We start from the raw sequence: 16,459 nt of genomic DNA on the forward strand, positions 1-16,459 counted from the left end.
GTTCGGTCGGGGTGGGGGTGGTCATGCTGGTCACGCGATCTGTCTCCTTCACTTTGTGGAGGATGACTTCATCGGGCCGGGCGGCGGACACAACGGTGAAGAGCCAACGCTTTGATCGCAGCAGGTTCCTATCAAGTCACAGTCGYCCGGTCCGATCCCTCCTCACGGCGCCCTTATGGCTAGGTCACGCGCCCCGGGGACAGGCCGACACGTCCACTTCAAGACAGACCAGAGCCGTCAGTTTCGAGGCAAGTCAGAACCCACCCCGGAGCACTCCCCACATCCTCACCGTTTCGAGGCTCCTCGCTGGCGCTCGTCGCACCTCAACCACCGGGAGTCCGGCGCAGCCAACCCGAGGCTTGCCGCCAGGCGAACTCAGCCACGCACCGGAGCCAACGGCGCGCGCGGCAGCGCGGCGCCCGCGCCGAAGGCGCGTCGAGGGCAAGTGCGGGCCGAGCTTGCGAGTGCCTGCGCGCCGCCCTCGACAGGCGACGCGCTCGCGCCACCAGCCAGCGAGGCGCCCCAGCGCCGAACGTCGGAGCCAGCGGCCCCGGTCCACCCGACTGTGCCCGCCACAGCCCGCCTGACAGGCCCGGAGGTTTCGAGGCTCCTCGCTGGCGCTCGTCGCACCTCAACCACCGGGGGCGCGCACCGACCACCTACGCCCGGCCTGCCGCCAGGCGGAGGCAGGACCTGCGCAAGCCAACCGCGCGCGCGGCAGCGCGGCGCCCGCGCCGAAGGCGCGTCGACGGATGCCCGCGGGCCGAGCTTGCGAGCGCCCGTGCGGCTTCCGTCGACAGGCGACGCGCTCGCGCTAGTCGAGGTAGTCCCGGAGCACCTGGGAGCGGGAGGGGTGGCGCAGCTTCGACATGGTCTTCGACTCGATCTGGCGGATCCGCTCGCGGGTGACGCCGTAGACCTTGCCGATCTCGTCGAGGGTCTTCGGCTGGCCGTCGGTCAGGCCGAAGCGCATGCTGACGACGCCCGCCTCGCGCTCGGAGAGCGTGTCGAGGACGGCGTGCAGCTGCTCCTGCAGCAGCGTGAAGCTGACCGCGTCGGCGGGGACGATCGCCTCGGAGTCCTCGATGAGGTCACCGAACTCCGAGTCCCCGTCCTCGCCGAGCGGGGTGTGCAGAGAAATCGGCTCGCGGCCGTACTTCTGGACCTCGACGACCTTCTCGGGGGTCATGTCGAGCTCCTTGGCGAGCTCCTCCGGGGTGGGCTCGCGGCCCAGGTCCTGGAGCATCTGCCGCTGGACGCGGGCGAGCTTGTTGATGACCTCGACCATGTGCACCGGGATGCGGATGGTGCGGGCCTGGTCGGCCATCGCGCGGGTGATGGCCTGGCGGATCCACCAGGTGGCGTAGGTCGAGAACTTGTAGCCCTTGGTGTAGTCGAACTTCTCGACCGCGCGGATGAGGCCCAGGTTGCCCTCCTGGATCAGGTCCAGGAAGAGCATGCCGCGGCCGGTGTAGCGCTTGGCGAGCGAGACGACGAGGCGCAGGTTGGCCTCGAGCAGGTGGTTCTTCGCGCGGCGGCCGTCCTCGGCGATCCACTCGAGCTCTTCCTGGAGCTTCGGCGAGATCTTGCCGCCCTTCGCGAGCTTCTCCTCGGAGAACAGGCCGGCCTCGATCCGCTTGGCGAGCTCGACCTCCATCTCGGCGTTGAGCAGCGGGACCTTGCCGATCTGCTTGAGGTAGTCCTTGACCGGGTCGGCGGTCGCACCGGCGACCATGACCTGCTGGGCCGGCTCGTCGGTGTCGTCGGCGGCGGAGACCACGAACGACGAGGTGGCCGTGGCCTCCTCCTCGTCCTCCTTGATGGTGGGGTCGGCCGCGACGTCCTTCTCGAACTGCTCGTCGGGGAGGTCCGGCAGCACCTTCTTGCCGTCGGGGCCGACGACGGTCACCTCGGCGAGGTCGACGACCTCGGCCTCCGCGGCCGCCTTCTCGCCGCCCTTGGCCGCCTTGGCGGCCTTGGGGGCCGCCGCCTTCGGCGCCGCGGCCTTCTTGGCCGGCGCCGCCGCCTTCTTCGCCGCGGGGGCTGCGGCCTTCTTGGCCGGCGTCTTCTTCGCGGTGGTGGCGGTGCTCGCGGCCGTCTTGCGGGCGGCGGCGACCGCGCGCTGCTCGGCGGGCGCGCCCAGCTCGACGGAGATCCCGAGTCCGGCGAGGTGGGCCATCAACGACTTCAGGTGGGCCGGGGCGACGTCAGCCGCGGCGAACGCCTGGCGAACCTCCTCGGCGGTCACCTTTCCGGCAGGCGTGCCGCGCTCGACGAGCGCGACGATGGACGGGTGGGTGAGCACGGCGGGCGGGACCGAACGGTTCGAGGACACGAACACCTCTCGATACTGGCGGGTCTAGGGCGCGGCGAGGCCCGGAGGCGTCAAGACCGCAGATCTCATTCTGCCACGGGGTCCGAAGCCCTTCGGCATCCGGGCACTCCCCGGGTGCGTCAGGCCTTCGCGGCGGCCTTCTTCATCTTCTTGTAGTCGCGCACCTTCTGCAGCGAGTCACGGTCGACGACGTCGGCGACGGAGCGGTAGCCCTCGAGCGCGTAGTCACCGGCGGCCTTCTCCCAGCCGTCGGGCCGGACGCCGAGCTGCTTGGCGACGAGGGCGACGAAGATCTTCGCCTTCTGGGCACCGAAGCCCGGCAGGGCCTGGAGCCGCTTGGCGAGGTCCTTGCCGTCGGTGGCCTCGGTCCAGATCCGGGAGGCGTCGCCGTCGTACTCGTCGACGACGATGCGGGCGAGCTCCTGCAGGCGGGCCGCCATCGAGCCCGGGAACCGGTGGATCGCCGGCGGCACGCTGCAGAGCTCCTTGAACTCCTCGGGGTCGGCGCCCGCGATCGCGGCCGGGTCGAAGCCGCCCAGCCGACTGACCACCTTCTGCGGACCCATGAAGGCGTGCTCCATCGGGTACTGCTGGTCCAGCATCATCCCGGCGAGCAGGGCGAAGGGGTTGGTCGTCAGCAGCTCGTCGGCAGCCGGGTCGTCGGTGATGTGGATGGCCATGGGGCCATCCTGCCGCAGCCGTTCAGGCGGTCGACCCGGCGATCCCGCCCGGGGCGCGGTCGGGCACGTCAGGCCGTCCAGTCGAGCAGGATGCCGCCGGCGGTGATGGCGACGAACCACCACGCCCACGAGACGATGCCGAGGGCGAGCACGCGCCGGGGGTGCGGCTTCCACCAGGCGAAGCAGAGCACGAACATCGCCAGCCAGGTCAGCAGCAGGACGACGACCGCCCAGACCGGGGCGAGCAGGCCGGAGAACCCGTAGAGGAAGAGTGACGACAGGACGAGCACCAGGCCGATGAACGGCAGGGGCGAGATCTGCTCGCCGGTGGCAGGGTCGATGGCGACCGGGCGGACCCGGCGTCGGCGACGGAGCAACTACCGCTCCCCTGCGTCGTCGTTCCAGTCCGGGTCCTCGTCCCAGGCCTGGGTGCGCTCGGCCGCCTTCTCGAGGGCCCGCGCCGCCTCCGCGTGGCTCGGGTAGGGACCGAGGCGGTCCTTGTTGGGGCACCCGTCGACGCCCTCGACGGCGTGGTGCTTGAGGCAGAACCAGAACTCGCCTTCATTCGCCATGGCCCGAAACCTACTCCCCCGTGGCCGGCACGTCGCGTCGCGCAACACCCGCGTCACCCACCACGGCTAGTGTCACGACATGAGCACGATGTTCGAGGGCTACGGGACCAGCGGGCCGGCCTACGACGAGATGTTCGACGGCGACCAGCTGCGCCCGCCGTACCTGCGCATGCGCGACTCGCTCGACAAGATGAGCACCCCCGAGCTGATCAGCCGGGTGGAGGCGCTGCAGGCCAGCTACCTCGACCAGGGCATCACCTTCGACATCGGCGGCGAGGAACGGGCGATGCCGCTCGACATCCTGCCGCGGGTCATCGAGATGGACACCTGGACCACGATCGAGAAGGGGCTCCAGCAGCGGGTGAAGGCGCTGGAGATGCTCCTCGCCGACGTGTACGACGCCGGCCGGGTCTTCGAGGACGGCGTGCTCCCCCGCCAGGTGATCACCACCAGCTCGCACTTCCACCGGCAGGCCTCGACGATCCGCCCCGCCAACGGCGTGCGGGTGCACGTGTCGGGCATCGACCTGATCCGCGACAACAACGGCGAGTTCCGAGTGCTCGAGGACAACGTGCGGATCCCGTCCGGGGTGTCGTACGTGATGACCAGCCGGCGCGCGATCTCGGCGGCGCTGCCCGAGGCCATCGCCCAGCACCGGATCCGGCCGGTGGCCAGCTACCCGCAGCGTCTGCTGGCTGCGCTGCGGGCGGCCGCCCCCGCCGGCGTCACCGACCCGACGGTCGTGGTGCTCACCCCGGGCGTCTACAACGGCGCCTACTTCGAGCACACCCTGCTGGCGCGCACGATGGGCGTCGAGCTCGTCGAGGGCCGCGACCTGGTCTGCCGTCGCGGCGAGGTGATGATGCGCACGACGAAGGGGCTGGCCCCGGTGCACGTGATCTACCGCCGCGTCGACGACGACTTCCTCGACCCGGTGCACTTCCGCGCGGACTCGATGCTCGGCTGCCCGGGGCTGATCGACGCGGCGCGGGCCGGCAACGTCACGATCGCGAACGCGGTCGGCAACGGCGTGGCCGACGACAAGCTCGTCTACACCTACATGCCCGACATCATCCGCTACTACCTCGGCGAGGACCCGGTGATCCGCAACGTCGACACCTGGCGCTGCGGGGAGCCGGAGGCGCGCGAGGAGGTGCTCGACCGGCTCGACGAGCTCGTCCTGAAGCCGGTGGACGGATCGGGCGGCAAGGGCATCGTGATCGGCCCGCGCGCCACCCGCGAGGAGCTCGACGAGCTGCGCGGCAAGGTCCTGGCGGACCCGCGGTCGTGGATCGCGCAGCCGGTGGTGCAGCTGTCCACGGTGCCGACCTTCGTGGACGGCGAGCTCGGCCCCCGCCACGTCGACCTGCGCCCGTTCGCGGTCAACGACGGCAACCGGGTGTGGGTGCTGCCGGGTGGGCTGACCCGGGTCGCACTCGGCAAAGGCGAGCTGATCGTGAACTCCTCGCGCGGCGGCGGCACCAAGGACACCTGGGTGCTGGCCGGGCCGGCCGCGGAGCAACGGCAGCACCAGGGCCAGCAAGGCCACGACCAGGGCCAGCACCAGGCCCAGCAGACCGGCACGGAGGCGTCGTGATGCTGAGCCGGATCGCCGAGTCGCTGTTCTGGATCGGGCGCTACATCGAGCGCGCCGACGACACCGCGCGGATCCTCGACGTGCAGACCCAGCTGCTGCTGGAGGACGCCACGGTCGACGAGGCGCAGACCTGCCGCGACCTGCTGTCGTGCATGGGCATCGAGGACGAGCAGGCCGCTGCCGCGGGCGTCGACCTGTACGGCGACGTGACCATCGACCAGGTGCTGCGGCTGCTGGCCTACGACACCGGGTCGCCGAGCTCGATCGCCGCCATCATCGGCTTCGCCCGCGAGGCCGCGCGCGGCGCCCGGGAGACGCTGACCGTGCCCCTGTGGGAGGTCATCAACACGACCTGGCGCCCGATCCCGTCGGGACACTTCCAGACCCTGCGCCCGCCCTACGTGTTCAGCTGGGTGCGCGAGCGGGCCGCACTGATCAACGGCACCGCGGACGCCACGATGACCCGCGACGAGGGCTGGCAGTTCATCGTGCTCGGCCGCAGCATCGAGCGCGCCGACATGTCCTCCCGGCTCGTCGCCACGACCGCGCTGTCCAGCGGCACCGGGCAGTGGACCTCGGCGCTGCGCGCGTCCGGCGCCTACGACGCCTTCCTCCGCACCTACCGCGGGATCGAGACCGACCGTGCCGCCGCGGAGTTCCTGCTGTTGGACCGCCTCTTCCCGCGCTCGGTCGTGTTCGCGCTCGACCGCGCCGAGCAGGCACTCACCAACCTCTCCGGCGACCCGCGCCGGGCGGGCTTCCAGGACGAGGCGCAGCGGCTGATCGGCCGGATGCGCGCAGAGCTGGAGTACCGCTCGCTCTCCGACCTCGTCGAGACGCTGCCCGACGAGATGGAGCGGCTGCAACGCACCTGCGCCGCGGCGACCGACGCGATCGGGCGGCGCTACTTCGCCGGGGCCGAGGCCCTCGCCTGGAAGGGGGTCGGCTGACCATGAGCATGCAGCTGCGGATCGTGCACCGCTCGGAGTACGTCTACGACGGACCCGCCATGGCGTCGTACAACCAGGCGCGGATGGCGCCGGCGATCACGCCGGAGCAGATCGTCGTGCACCACCGGCTCGACATCAGCCCGACGCCGTGGACCCACACCTACACCGACTACTTCGGCACGGCGGTCACCGTCTTCGAGGTGGTGGACCCACACGAGCTGATGACCGTGACGGCGAGCTCGACGGTGCAGGTCAGCCGCGACGGCGCCACGCCGGAGCCGTCGGCCGGGTGGGAGGCCTACGTGGCGCGCGAGGTCAGCGACCGGTGGACGGAGTACCTCGTCCTGCCCGACCTGGTCGCCCCGCCTGTCGAGCTGGCGACCTCGGTCGAGGAGGTCGGCGCCCGGTCGGCGCTGCCCGGGGAGGCTGCGCTGGCGGTGTGCCGGCTGGCCGGCGAGCAGGCCGGGGCCTGCCAGGAGGTGGTGCACCTGGCCATCGGCGGGCTGCGCAGCCTCGGCATCCCCGCGCGCTACGTCTCCGGCTACGTCCACCCCGGCGACGCCCCGGTCGTCGGCGAGACCGTCGCCAGCGAGTCGCGGGCGTGGCTGGAGTGGTGGGACGACGGCTGGCGCGGGTGGGACCCGACCGCTGACCGCGCCCCGGACGACCGCTACGTCGCCATCGGCCACGGCCGCGACTACACCGACGTCCCGCCCCTGCGCGGGATTTACGCCGGCGCGCAGACCGCCAACCTCACGGTCGACGTGGAGGTCACCCGCCTGGCGTGATCTGGCCGGCCAGCCGCTCGACCCGCAGCACGTCGTACTCGTGCTCGGGGTCGCCGGTCATGGCAGCGGCGAGGCGCAGGTGAGGCAGGGCCTCGGCGTAGCGGGACTGGCGCTCGAGCGCGCGGCCGAGGGCGTGCCGCGACCAGGCGTCCGAGGGGTCCTCGGCGACCAGCTCGACGAGCTCGTCGTGCGCCTTCTGCAGCTGGGCGCGCATCAGGTAGGCCCACACCCGCAGTGAGCGGAGGCCGCGGTTGGTCGGCTCCTCCTCCAGCGCGGGCTCGATGACCTCGAGCGCCTCCCTGGGCGCACGCCGGCCGAGCAGGTCGTGGGCGGTGCGGTACGCCGTCTCGTGGCGGGAGGTGGCGCCCGGGAAGACGATCGCGGGCGCCTGGATGCGGACCTCGGGCTGCGTCGTCTCTTCCATGCCAGCCTCAACTGTCCGCGCGCGGCGGTTGTTCCCTAGAGTGACCTGCGGACGGGCTGGCCGGGCGACCGCGTGACCCATCGCCGCGAGGCGTCGGGTCCCGAGGAAAGTCCGGGCTCCACAGAGCAGGGTGGTGGGTAACACCCACCCGGGGTGACCCGCGGGACAGTGCCACAGAGAACAGACCGCCTCGCCCCTCGGGGCGCGGCAAGGGTGAAACGGTGGAGTAAGAGCCCACCAGTGCACCGGGTGACCGGTACAGCTCGGCAAACCCCACCCGGAGCAAGACCAGACAGCACACGCAGGCTCCGGCCGGAAGGGCTGCTCGCCCGAGTGTGCGGGTAGGTCGCTCGAGGCTGTCGGCAACGGCAGCCCCAGATGGATGGTCGCCCCCTGGCAACAGGGACAGAACCCGGCTTACAGGCCAGCCCGTCCCACCTCGACCCGGCCCGTCGCGGCAGGCTCGCCGGTGCGCACGGTCAGCGCAGGGTGATCCAGAGGCCCAGCGCGGTCGTCGCCGGGGCGACCAGCAGCCACACGGTCAGCGGCGTGCGCCGGTGGATGGCACGGGCAGCCACGACGGCGATCGCCATGAACGCACCCGCGATGACGTTGAGCCCGATCCGTGCCGCCTGCGCGGTCTCGGCGGCCTCCATCGCGGCGAGGACGACGCCGGCGGCCAGGTGGGCTGCGGTGAAGACGACCAGCGTGGACATGACGTAGCGCTGGACCTGGGTGAGCGAGCGGTCGTTGACCGGACGCACCGGGTTCGCCGGGTCCATCAGGTGGCGGCGGCGGGGGCGGCTGGCGACTTCTGTCATGGCAAGCTCCTTGGTCACTGTCCAAAGTAGTTGGTGCCCCAACTATTGGTAGACTAACGTCATGACGCGCCCGGTTCATCCCCGTAGGGACAGCAGGCAGGGTGATCTGCCCGACAACCCGCTCGCCTTGGACCAGCAGGTCTGCTTCGCACTGGCGATCGCCTCCCGGAGCGTGGTCGCGCTCTACCGGCCCTTCCTGGAGCCGCTCGGCCTCACCCACCCGCAGTACCTGGTGATGCTGGCGCTCTGGGAGGAGCAGCCGCGCCGGGTCTCCGAGCTCTCGCGCCTCCTCGAGCTCGACCCGGGCACGCTCTCCCCCTTGCTCAAGCGCCTCGAGGCGGCCGGCTACGTCCGGCGGGAGCGCGACCCCAGGGACGAGCGCGCCCTCGCCGTGGTCCTCACCGACCAGGGCCGCGCGCTCCGCACGAAAGCGGAGTCGATACCCGCCGGCATCGTCGAGCGGCTGGGGCTGCCGGTCGAGGACCTGATGGACCTGCACGACCGGCTCACCACCGTCATCGCCGCCGCGAAGGGCTGAGTCCGCCGCGCCCGAGCCGGAAAATGCTTCACGAGTAAAGCACCTGTTAACCTTCTTGGATGTCCGCCCGTCCTCCTGCCAGCCCGTCGGCGGCCCGCGTCCCTGCGACGCTGAGCGTCGCGCCCGTCCTCCGGGTGGCGCGGCTGCCCCACCACCCGTGGCACAAGCCGGCGCTGAGCGTGCTCGTCGCCGGCCTGGTCCCGGCCCTGGTGCTGGCCGCGTTCGACCGGCTCGACCTGACCGCCTGCGCGCTGTCCGGGTCGCTGGTGGCGGTCTACTGCCACGCGGTGCCCTACCGGCGGCGGGCGCTGCTGCACCTGCGCCTGGTCGCGGCCTGGACCGCGGGCGTGGCGGTGAGCCTGGCGGCTGCCGCGTCGACCACGTCGGTGGTGGCGCACATCGTCGTGGTCGCGGTGCTCGCTGCCGTCACCAAGGTCGTGGGCGAGGCGTCGACCGTCGGTCCACCCGGTCCCATGCTCCCGATCTTCGTCTTCTCCGGCCTCACCTTCTCCCCCGAGCAGTGGGGCCAGGTGCCCGGCCACCTGGGGCTCGCGGCGGGCTCGGCCCTGGTGGGCTGGCTGGTGGTCATGGCTCCGGGCGTGGTGCGCCCCTACGGCCCGGAACGACGCGCGGTCGCCGTCGCGCTGGACGCGGCGGCGGCGTACGTCGACGCGCCGGATGCAGCCACCCGCGGAGCCCTCGTCACCGCGGTGCGCGACGCCGCGCACTGCCTCGCCGCTCCCGGGGCGCACCACCCGATCCGCCGCGCGCTGGCCGCCCACCTCGCGGCCGCCGAGCGGGTCCTCGTCGACCCGGCCGCGGTGGCGGCGGAGCGCCTGCGTGCCGACGCGGTGCTCATCAAGGGCCGCAACGGCGAGCTCCCGCCGCCGGCAGTGCCGACCGCACCGCCCCACGTCCCGGCGGTCACGCGGCCGGTGGCGCCGACCTTCGCGACCCGCCACCCGGTCCTGGCCGCACTCCGGCCGGGCTCGCGCTACACGCCGTACCTCCTGCGCGTGCTCGTCGGTTGCCTCGCCGCCGCGAGCCTGTCCCACCTGCTCGGCGTGGGCCGGCCCTACTGGGCCGTGGTCACCGCGGCGGCGATCATGCTGCCCGACCGGACCCTCACCTGGCAGCGGGCTCCCGCACGGGCGGGCGGCACCGCGCTCGGGGTGCTGCTGTTCGTCGCGCTGGCCCCGCTCGCCCACCGCGACCCGCTGGTCATGGTCGCGCTGGTGCTCACCCTCAACGCCGTCGTCGAGCTCGTGATCCCCCGCAGCTACCTCCTGGGCCAGGTGCTGGTGACGCCGATGGCGCTGCTGATCACGGAGTTCGGCCACGTGCACCCGGCCGGCGAGCTGGTGTCCGACCGGCTGCTCGACACCCTGCTCGGCGTGGCGCTCGGGCTGGTCGCGGCCGTCATCGTGCCGAACCCGCACCTCCACCGCCGGGTCGTCCACCACGTCGGCGCCCTCGAGGACGCCGCCGCCCTGGCGCTGGCCGCCGGTCCCGGGTCGTCACCCGGGCAGGCCGCGCGCCTGCGCCGGCACATCTACGACGAGCACGCCGCCCTCCGGCAGGCCGCGCTGCACGCGAGCGGCGAGTGGTGGTCCCGCCGCCACGACGAGGCCGCCGCCACGGCCGCGACCGAGCGCGCCCACGAGGCGCTGGTCGCGCTGCGGCAGGATGCGTCGCGATGACCGACAGCGCTCCCCCGCCGGCCCGTCCGGGTGCCACGTCCCGCAACGACGCGGTCGCCCGCGCCCTCGCCCAGTGGCAGGCGGTCGCCCCCGAGCTGGACCTGGGACCGATCGAGGTCATCGGCCGGGTCAACCGGATCGCGACCCTGCTGGCCGCGACCGACCAGCACCTCGACGGCGCCGGCCTCACCCGCGCCGAGTTCGACCTGCTCGGACTGCTCCGCCGGTCCGGGCGCGAGATGTCCCCGACCGAGATCGCGCGCGAGACCTTCGCCTCCGGCGCCGCGATCACGAAGCGGGTCAAGGCCCTGCAGGAGCGCGGCCTCGTCGAGCGCCGCGTCGACGACCGCGACCGCCGCATCGTGCGGATCAGCCTCACCGACGCCGGTGCCCGGCTCCACGCCGACTACCTCCCGGTCCAGCTCGACGCAGACAGGGAGCTGCTCACCGACCTGGCCCCTGAGGACGCCGCGCGGCTCGCCGACCTGCTGTCGGCACTGCTCGTCCAGCTCGAGGGGCGCGCCGGCCCCACCCGCTGAGCGTCGTACGACGGCCCTCCGGTCAGCTGGCCGCCGAGGCTCCGGCGTCGAGGCTGATGTCGACCATGAGCTCGTCGGCGATCGCCTCGAGCAGGGTGCGGACGGTGTCTGCGGCCGCGCCGGGCGGGGCAGCGAGGACGGCCTTCGCCTCGAAGAGGTGGCCACCGGCCATCGGTGCCTCGCGGACGTCGGTCTCGAGCTCCTCGATGCTGACCTGCTGGGCCGCGAGGGCCGACGAGATCTCGGCGACGATGCCCGGCCGGTCGGCGCCGAGCAGCTCGAGGGTCCAGCGGACGGTGGCGCCTGCGTCCTCGACGGCGTCGGTGCGCTCGAAGGTGACGTGCAGGCCCACCGAGTCGAGGGCGGCGAGGTCGGCGAGGAGGGCGTCGGCGGCCGCGTCCGGCACGTCGATCAGGAGGATCCCGGCGAACTTGCCGCCCAGCCGCGCCATCTGGCTGCGGTTCCAGCTGGCGCCGTGGGCACGGATCGGGCCGGAGAGGTCGGAGACCAGGCCCGCGCGGTCGTCGCCGATGCAGGTGAGGGTGAAAGTCGCCATGGGTGCAGGCTAGGAGAGCCGCCCGCACCCTGTCGCCCGCCGGGCCGGGTGGTGCCGGAGAATGGCGGCATGCCTCCGCACGACGACCCCCGCTACGGCCGGCCCTCCCGGTGGCCGGCGCTCGCCGTCGGCCTGCCGATCGCGGTGTTCATGACGCTGGCGGGCGCCTACCTGACGCTGGTGTCGTGGGGTGTCATCGGCGACGAGCAGTCCAAGGGCCTCAGCATCCTCGGCCCGCTGGTCGCGGGCATCGGGGTGGCGCTCGGCTTCGTCTGCCTGCGCCCGCGCCAGTAGCCGCTCTCCCCCCGGCCGGCACTCAGGGCGTGGCGGGACCCGAGGCGCTGCCTCCGTGCTCGGCCAGCCACCGCGCGGCACGGGTCCGCGACGCCCGCGCGAGCCAGGCCTCCTGCACGACCTCGGCCAGCTCGTCGTGGTCCAGCTCTCCGACCCGGCTGCCCCGGACGAGGACGGACGGGTGGCCGTCGAAGTGCGGCGTGGTGAAGAACGGCGTCGACGGGTCCTGCACGAGGGCTTCCTTCTCACCCAGGTCCGCGACCCACAGGACGATCACGTCGTCGTACCGCTCGCCCGTGCCCGGGTCGAACGCGTCCGGGCGTGGGTTGCGGAAGAAGACGAAGGACCTGCCGCCCACCTGGTAGACCGGGCGTCCCCTGGTGCCCTCGACGACCGCGACGTGCGGCATCGCGAGCGCGAGCCGGTGCACGTCGTCGACTGTCGCCGGCCGTGCCTTCCTCCTGGCCATCCCGCCAGCGTAGGCCGGTGCGCTCGGGGCCGGACCGTAGGCTCGGGGCGAACCGGTCACCGATGGCAGCCCGAGGAGGCGTCGTGTCCCGAACCGCTCGCTACCGGACGATCCTGCCCCGCTCCAGCCGTGCCGCCGTCGGCGCGACGGTCGCGACCGGGTTGCTGGGCGGCATCGCCGCCGCGCCCGACCGCGCGCGCCGGCTGCTGCGTCGCCGGTTCCCGACCGTGGCGGTCACGGGGATGACCGGTGTCGGCAAGAGCCAGCTCGCGGACCGGCTCGCGCGGCGCAGCACCGACAGCAGCGCGGCCGACGTCGGCTCGGCAGTGATGGAGCGTCGGACCCACCGCTCGCGCCGGCTCTCCGGGTTCCGGTTCCTCGTCGTGCCCGGCGACAACGCCGCCACCCGCCTGGGCGCGCTCGACGAGGTCTTCCACGACGAGCCGGTCGACGGCGTCATCCACGTCGTCGCCAACGGCTACGCCACGCCGCGGCGCCCCGCCGGCACGACGGGGACGGCGGACGCGTCCCGGGACGAGCAGCTGGCCGCCGAGCTCGAGGACTGGACGATCACCGCGCACCGGATCGCATCGATGGCGGTGCGCCGGGACAAGCCCGTGTGGCTGGTGATCGCGGTGACCAAGGCCGACCTCTTCCCCGACCAGCTCGACGAGGTCGTCCGCTACTACTCCCCCGGCAGCGGCAGCCCGTTCGGCGACAAGGTGGACGAGCTGCGCGCCCTCGCGGGCGGCGCTCGGCTGTCGGTCGACGTGCTCCCGGTGTCGAGCCAGGGCGGCGAGAAGGGTTCGGCGCTGCCGCCGAAGCAGGCCGACGCACTGGTCGACGCGCTCGCGAAGCGGCTCGCCCAGCTCAGCGGCCACGTCTGAGCTTTGCCCGCACCTGCGGCGGTTTCCTAGACTGGGGCCACGGCCGGAAGGCGGCCGCCGGACGAGGGAGCCGTACCCGGAGCGCGACAAGACGGCCACGAAGGATGTGGCTGTGATGGCCTGGTTCGTCCTGGTCCTGTCGGGCGGTCTCGAGGCAGCGTGGGCGACCGCGCTCTCCCGCTCCGAGGGGTTCACCCGCCTCGGTCCGTCGGTGGTGTTCGCCGTGACCGTGGTCGCGAGCATGCTCGGCCTCGGCTACGCGATGCGCACCCTGCCCGTCGGCACCGCCTACGCGGTGTGGGTCGGCATCGGCGCCGCGCTGACGGTCGCGGTCGCGATGGCCTCAGGCGAGGAGCCGGTCAGCGTCGTGCGGATCCTGCTGATCCTCGGCCTGGTCGGTTGCGTCGTCGGCCTCAAGGTCGTCCACTGACCGTGACGGCCCCAGCGGCCACGACGCGAGGACGCGGCAGTCGCCCTCGGCGTAGTGGTGCAGCTCGAGCCGGTCGGCCCGGCAGCGCACGGGCAGCAGGCCGGCCAGGTCGGCCCGCACCGACTCGACGGTGACGCCGGCGGCGGTGTGGTCCAGCGTCAGGTGCGGTACGACGTCCGCGAACTCGCCCGCATACGGCGGGCACTGCGGGAACAGCTCCCACAGCCGGCCGGTCAGCGACGAGAACGGGCCGGCCGGCTCCGGCAGCAGGTGGATGACCCCGTCCGGGAACGCCGCCACCTCGGTGAGCTCGAAGTCGAACGCCGGGACCGACGCCGCGGCCTCGGCGAGCACCGCGAGGTCGGCCGCAGCGGGGTCCGGCAGGAACGGCGCCAGCGCCGTGACGTGGGCGTGGGTGAACGCCGGGTCGCGGGAGACCCACCCCGGCTCGTAGTGCTCCCACCGTGCCCGCACGTACGGCTCGAGGGCCGGGACGGGGACGAGCAGGACGGTGTGGGCCACGGCCGGACCCTACCTGCCTGCCTACCTGTCAGCCGGGGTCGAGGATCCGGCGCAGGAACTGCCGGGCCCGCTCGGTGCGGGGCGCCTCGAGCACCTCGCCGGGCGGCCCCGCCTCGACGATCCGGCCGCCGTCGAGGAAGAGCGCCTGGTCGGCGACCTTGCGGGCGAAGTGGATCTCGTGGGTGACGATGACGGTGGTCCAGCCCTGCTCGGCGAGGTCGCGGACCACCGCGAGCACCTCGCCGACGAGCTCGGGGTCCAGCGCGGAGGTCGGCTCGTCGAAGAGCACGACCTCCGGCTTCAGCGCCAGCGCGCGGGCGATGCCCACGCGCTGCTGCTGCCCGCCGGAGAGCTGGAACGGGTAGGCGTCCTCGCGCTGGGCGAGCCCGACCTGCTCGAGCAGCACCCGCGCCTCGGCGACGACCTCCTCCTTCGGCCGGCGCTGGGCGACGACCGGGCCCTCGATGAGGTTCTCCAGCACGGTGCGGTGCGGGAAGAGGTTGTGGGTCTGGAACACGAAGCCGCTCTGCGCCCGCAGCCGGGCCACCTCGCGCTGCCCGGCCTTGCCGTCGGGCAGGCGGGAGAAGTCGACCTCGACGTCGCCGATGCCGACCACGCCCTCGTCGGGGCGCTCGAGCACGGCGAGCGAGCGCAGCACGGTGGTCTTCCCGGAGCCGGACGGCCCGAGCAGCACCGTGGAGGTGCCGCGGGCGGCCGTGAAGTCGACGCCCCTCAGCACGGCGTTGTCGCCGAAGGACTTCGCGAGGCCACGGACCCGGATCTCGGGCGTGGTCGTGCCGTTCGTCGTACCCACGTCGGTCTCGCTCACTTCGCCACGTACCTGTCGAGTCGGGCCTCGAGCCGGGTCTGGCCGGCCGAGAGCAGGGTGCAGATGATCCAGTAGTAGAGGCCTGCGTACGCGTAGAGCAGCAGGAACTCGTTGGTGCGCCCGGCCGCCTCCTGGGCCACGCGGGTGATGTCGGACAGCAGCAGGGGCGCCACCAGCGAGGTGTCCTTGAGCAGCGAGAGCAGCGTGTTCGACAGTGGCGGTACGGCGGTGCGCAGGGCCTGCGGGAACACGATGCGCCGCAGGGTCTGCCGGTAGTCCAGCCCGATGGTCTGCGCCGCCTCGAACTGGCCCTTCGGCACGGCGAGGATCGCGGAACGGACGATCTCGGCGGCGTATCCGGCGACGTTGAGGCCGAAGGCCAGCGCTGCCGCGACGAAGCCGTCGAGCCGGATCCCGACCTGCGGCAGTCCGTAGAAGACGATGAACAGCTGCAGCAGCAGCGGGGTGCCGCGGATCGCGGAGATGAACGCCCGCGCTGCCCCGGCGAGGATCCGGCTGCTGGAGATGCGCGCCAGCGCGACGAGGACCGCGAGGGTGAGACCGCCCGCGAAGGCCACGACAGTCAGCGGGACGGTGATCCGCAACAGGCCCTTGATCATCGGCCAGGACTCGTCCCGGACGATGTCCCAGTTCGACGAGCGGGCCCGTGCGCCGCTGACGTCGACGTCACCGCCGCCGCCCTCGACGGAGACGTCGGCCTTGAAGTACTTCTCGGAGATCTCGGCCAGCGTGCCGTCGGCGGACAGCTCGGCGAGGGCCTGGTTGGCAGCGGTGAGCAGTTCGGTGTCGTCCTGGCGGAAGGTGAGCACCTGCTCGGTGGACTCGCCCTCGGCGACGCCGGCGATCTTCACCTCCTCCGACCCGGTCTGGGCGAGGTAGTCGAGCACGGCGATGTTGTCGTTGACGATGGCGTCGACGCGGCCCTGCGCGAGCAGCGCGACCGCCTGCGCGAAGCCCTCGACGGTCTCGACCCTCGCGCCGGCGTCACGCGCGACCTGGGCCCAGTTGCTCGTGGCCGACTGCGCGGTCGTGCGGCCGGCGAGGTCCTCGAGCGTGGTGATGGCGTCCTCGTCCGCACGGGTGACGATCACGCCCTCGGAGTAGGTGTAGGGGTCCGAGAGCCCGTAGTCGGCGGCGCGCTCCTCGTTCCACGAGACCTGGTTGGCGATGACGTCGATCCGTCCGGCGTCGAGGGCCGGGAAGATCGCGTCCCACTGCGTCTCGACGAACTCCAGCTCCCACCCGGCGCGCTCCGCGACCGCCTTCACGACGTCGATGTCGTAGCCGGTGACCTCGGCAGAGCCTGCCTCGTGGAAGGAGAACGGCGGGTAGGTGCCCTCGGTGCCGACGCGGACCACCCGGCGTTCGCCGGCGGCACCACCATCGCCGTCGCCGTCGGCGTGCGCAGGGCCGCTGGCTGCCAGCAGGAGGCACCCCAGCACCCCTGCGAGGACTGCCACGATCCGCGCGATCCCACCGAGTCCTGCCGCGCGTCGGGCGGGCCGCA

At 72.8% G+C, this 16,459-nt stretch carries 20 protein-coding genes, 1 other RNA gene and 1 riboswitch; of the genes, 10 read left to right on the top strand and 11 right to left on the bottom strand.

Annotated elements, in window-relative coordinates:
• Positions 1–814: 814 nt before the first annotated feature.
• From L615_RS16400 to L615_RS16415, 4 genes are all read right to left on the bottom strand, one after another.
• Complete coding sequence (locus L615_RS16400) at positions 815–2,341, bottom strand: RNA polymerase sigma factor (protein WP_028656307.1); 1,527 nt, start codon at positions 2,339–2,341, stop codon at positions 815–817.
• Positions 2,342–2,454: 113 nt separating this feature from the next.
• Entirely contained in the window at positions 2,455–3,015 is a 561-nt protein-coding gene (locus L615_RS16405; protein ID WP_028656306.1) for an HhH-GPD-type base excision DNA repair protein, read from the bottom strand.
• Between the two features lie 68 nt (positions 3,016–3,083).
• Positions 3,084–3,392 (bottom strand): hypothetical protein, encoded by a 309-nt coding sequence (locus tag L615_RS16410; RefSeq protein ID WP_051485951.1) that lies wholly within the window; start codon positions 3,390–3,392, stop codon positions 3,084–3,086.
• Positions 3,393–3,587 carry a hypothetical protein gene (locus tag L615_RS16415; protein ID WP_028656304.1) on the bottom strand — a complete coding sequence of 65 codons (195 nt, stop codon included), beginning with the start codon at positions 3,585–3,587 and terminating at the stop codon, positions 3,393–3,395.
• Positions 3,588–3,666: 79 nt separating this feature from the next.
• Here L615_RS16415 and L615_RS16420 point away from each other — a divergent pair, with 79 nt between their 5' ends.
• The 3 genes from L615_RS16420 to L615_RS16430 are packed head-to-tail and all read left to right on the top strand — an operon-like array spanning position 3,667 to position 6,922.
• Positions 3,667–5,184: a circularly permuted type 2 ATP-grasp protein gene (locus L615_RS16420; protein ID WP_028656303.1), complete on the top strand. Its 1,518-nt coding sequence runs from the start codon at positions 3,667–3,669 to the stop codon at positions 5,182–5,184.
• Entirely contained in the window at positions 5,184–6,134 is a 951-nt protein-coding gene (locus L615_RS16425; protein ID WP_145725773.1) for an alpha-E domain-containing protein, read from the top strand. Before L615_RS16420 ends, L615_RS16425 begins: the two co-directional genes overlap by 1 nt.
• A gap of 2 nt (positions 6,135–6,136) precedes the next feature.
• On the top strand, positions 6,137–6,922 hold the full coding sequence (locus L615_RS16430) for a transglutaminase family protein (RefSeq protein WP_222430585.1): 786 nt from the start codon (positions 6,137–6,139) through the stop codon (positions 6,920–6,922).
• Here the strand turns inward: L615_RS16430 and L615_RS16435 are convergent.
• Positions 6,906–7,346: a M48 family metallopeptidase gene (locus L615_RS16435; protein ID WP_051485949.1), complete on the bottom strand. Its 441-nt coding sequence runs from the start codon at positions 7,344–7,346 to the stop codon at positions 6,906–6,908. The two genes, L615_RS16430 and L615_RS16435, sit on opposite strands and share 17 nt — an antisense overlap.
• 52 nt (positions 7,347–7,398) lie before the next feature.
• Between L615_RS16435 and rnpB the strand changes: the two genes are divergently transcribed.
• An RNA gene (gene rnpB, locus L615_RS16440) (RNase P RNA component class A) lies at positions 7,399–7,782 on the top strand.
• A 43-nt stretch (positions 7,783–7,825) separates the two neighbouring features.
• Here rnpB and L615_RS16445 read toward each other — a convergent pair.
• On the bottom strand, positions 7,826–8,167 hold the full coding sequence (locus L615_RS16445; RefSeq protein WP_028656299.1) for a hypothetical protein: 342 nt from the start codon (positions 8,165–8,167) through the stop codon (positions 7,826–7,828).
• Between the two features lie 61 nt (positions 8,168–8,228).
• Here L615_RS16445 and L615_RS16450 point away from each other — a divergent pair, with 61 nt between their 5' ends.
• The 3 genes from L615_RS16450 to L615_RS16460 are packed head-to-tail and all read left to right on the top strand — an operon-like array spanning position 8,229 to position 10,944.
• The gene (locus L615_RS16450) at positions 8,229–8,705 is read left to right on the top strand and encodes a MarR family winged helix-turn-helix transcriptional regulator (RefSeq protein WP_145725774.1); all 477 of its coding nucleotides are present in this window, start codon (positions 8,229–8,231) and stop codon (positions 8,703–8,705) included.
• Positions 8,706–8,764: 59 nt separating this feature from the next.
• Positions 8,765–10,405 carry an FUSC family protein gene (locus tag L615_RS16455; protein WP_145725775.1) on the top strand — a complete coding sequence of 547 codons (1,641 nt, stop codon included), beginning with the start codon at positions 8,765–8,767 and terminating at the stop codon, positions 10,403–10,405.
• Positions 10,402–10,944, top strand: coding sequence for a MarR family winged helix-turn-helix transcriptional regulator (locus tag L615_RS16460; protein ID WP_145725776.1), 543 nt, complete (start codon positions 10,402–10,404; stop codon positions 10,942–10,944). Before L615_RS16455 ends, L615_RS16460 begins: the two co-directional genes overlap by 4 nt.
• A 22-nt stretch (positions 10,945–10,966) precedes the next feature.
• Here the strand turns inward: L615_RS16460 and L615_RS16465 are convergent, their stop codons facing one another.
• Positions 10,967–11,500 (bottom strand): glycine cleavage system protein R, encoded by a 534-nt coding sequence (locus L615_RS16465; RefSeq protein WP_145725777.1) that lies wholly within the window; start codon positions 11,498–11,500, stop codon positions 10,967–10,969.
• 69 nt (positions 11,501–11,569) lie between these two features.
• Here L615_RS16465 and L615_RS16470 point away from each other — a divergent pair, with 69 nt between their 5' ends.
• Positions 11,570–11,794 carry a hypothetical protein gene (locus L615_RS16470; RefSeq protein ID WP_028656295.1) on the top strand — a complete coding sequence of 75 codons (225 nt, stop codon included), beginning with the start codon at positions 11,570–11,572 and terminating at the stop codon, positions 11,792–11,794.
• Between the two features lie 22 nt (positions 11,795–11,816).
• On the opposite strand, the gene L615_RS16475 is transcribed toward L615_RS16470, so the two are convergent.
• Positions 11,817–12,263, bottom strand: coding sequence for an MmcQ/YjbR family DNA-binding protein (locus L615_RS16475; protein ID WP_028656294.1), 447 nt, complete (start codon positions 12,261–12,263; stop codon positions 11,817–11,819).
• A gap of 83 nt (positions 12,264–12,346) precedes the next feature.
• On the opposite strand from L615_RS16475, the gene L615_RS16480 reads away from it, so the two are divergent.
• Complete coding sequence (locus L615_RS16480) at positions 12,347–13,150, top strand: hypothetical protein (protein WP_222430586.1); 804 nt, start codon at positions 12,347–12,349, stop codon at positions 13,148–13,150.
• Positions 13,151–13,186: 36 nt separating this feature from the next.
• Positions 13,187–13,252, top strand: a riboswitch (guanidine-III (ykkC-III) riboswitch).
• Positions 13,253–13,265: 13 nt separating this feature from the next.
• On the top strand, positions 13,266–13,580 hold the full coding sequence (locus L615_RS16485) for a multidrug efflux SMR transporter (RefSeq protein ID WP_028656292.1): 315 nt from the start codon (positions 13,266–13,268) through the stop codon (positions 13,578–13,580).
• On the opposite strand, the gene L615_RS16490 is transcribed toward L615_RS16485, so the two are convergent.
• From L615_RS16490 to L615_RS16500, 3 genes are read right to left on the bottom strand one after another with little or no spacing between them, the layout of a single operon-like run.
• Positions 13,494–14,102: a 2'-5' RNA ligase family protein gene (locus L615_RS16490; RefSeq protein ID WP_145725778.1), complete on the bottom strand. Its 609-nt coding sequence runs from the start codon at positions 14,100–14,102 to the stop codon at positions 13,494–13,496. The two genes, L615_RS16485 and L615_RS16490, sit on opposite strands and share 87 nt — an antisense overlap.
• Before the next feature lie 28 nt (positions 14,103–14,130).
• Complete coding sequence (locus L615_RS16495; protein ID WP_084255325.1) at positions 14,131–14,931, bottom strand: amino acid ABC transporter ATP-binding protein; 801 nt, start codon at positions 14,929–14,931, stop codon at positions 14,131–14,133.
• Positions 14,928–16,412, bottom strand: coding sequence for an ABC transporter substrate-binding protein/permease (locus tag L615_RS16500; protein WP_261376740.1), 1,485 nt, complete (start codon positions 16,410–16,412; stop codon positions 14,928–14,930). Before L615_RS16500 ends, L615_RS16495 begins: the two co-directional genes overlap by 4 nt.
• Positions 16,413–16,459: the final 47 nt, after the last annotated feature.

It is taken from the genome of Nocardioides sp. J9 (assembly GCF_007829375.1).
GTDB lineage: Bacteria > Actinomycetota > Actinomycetes > Propionibacteriales > Nocardioidaceae > Nocardioides.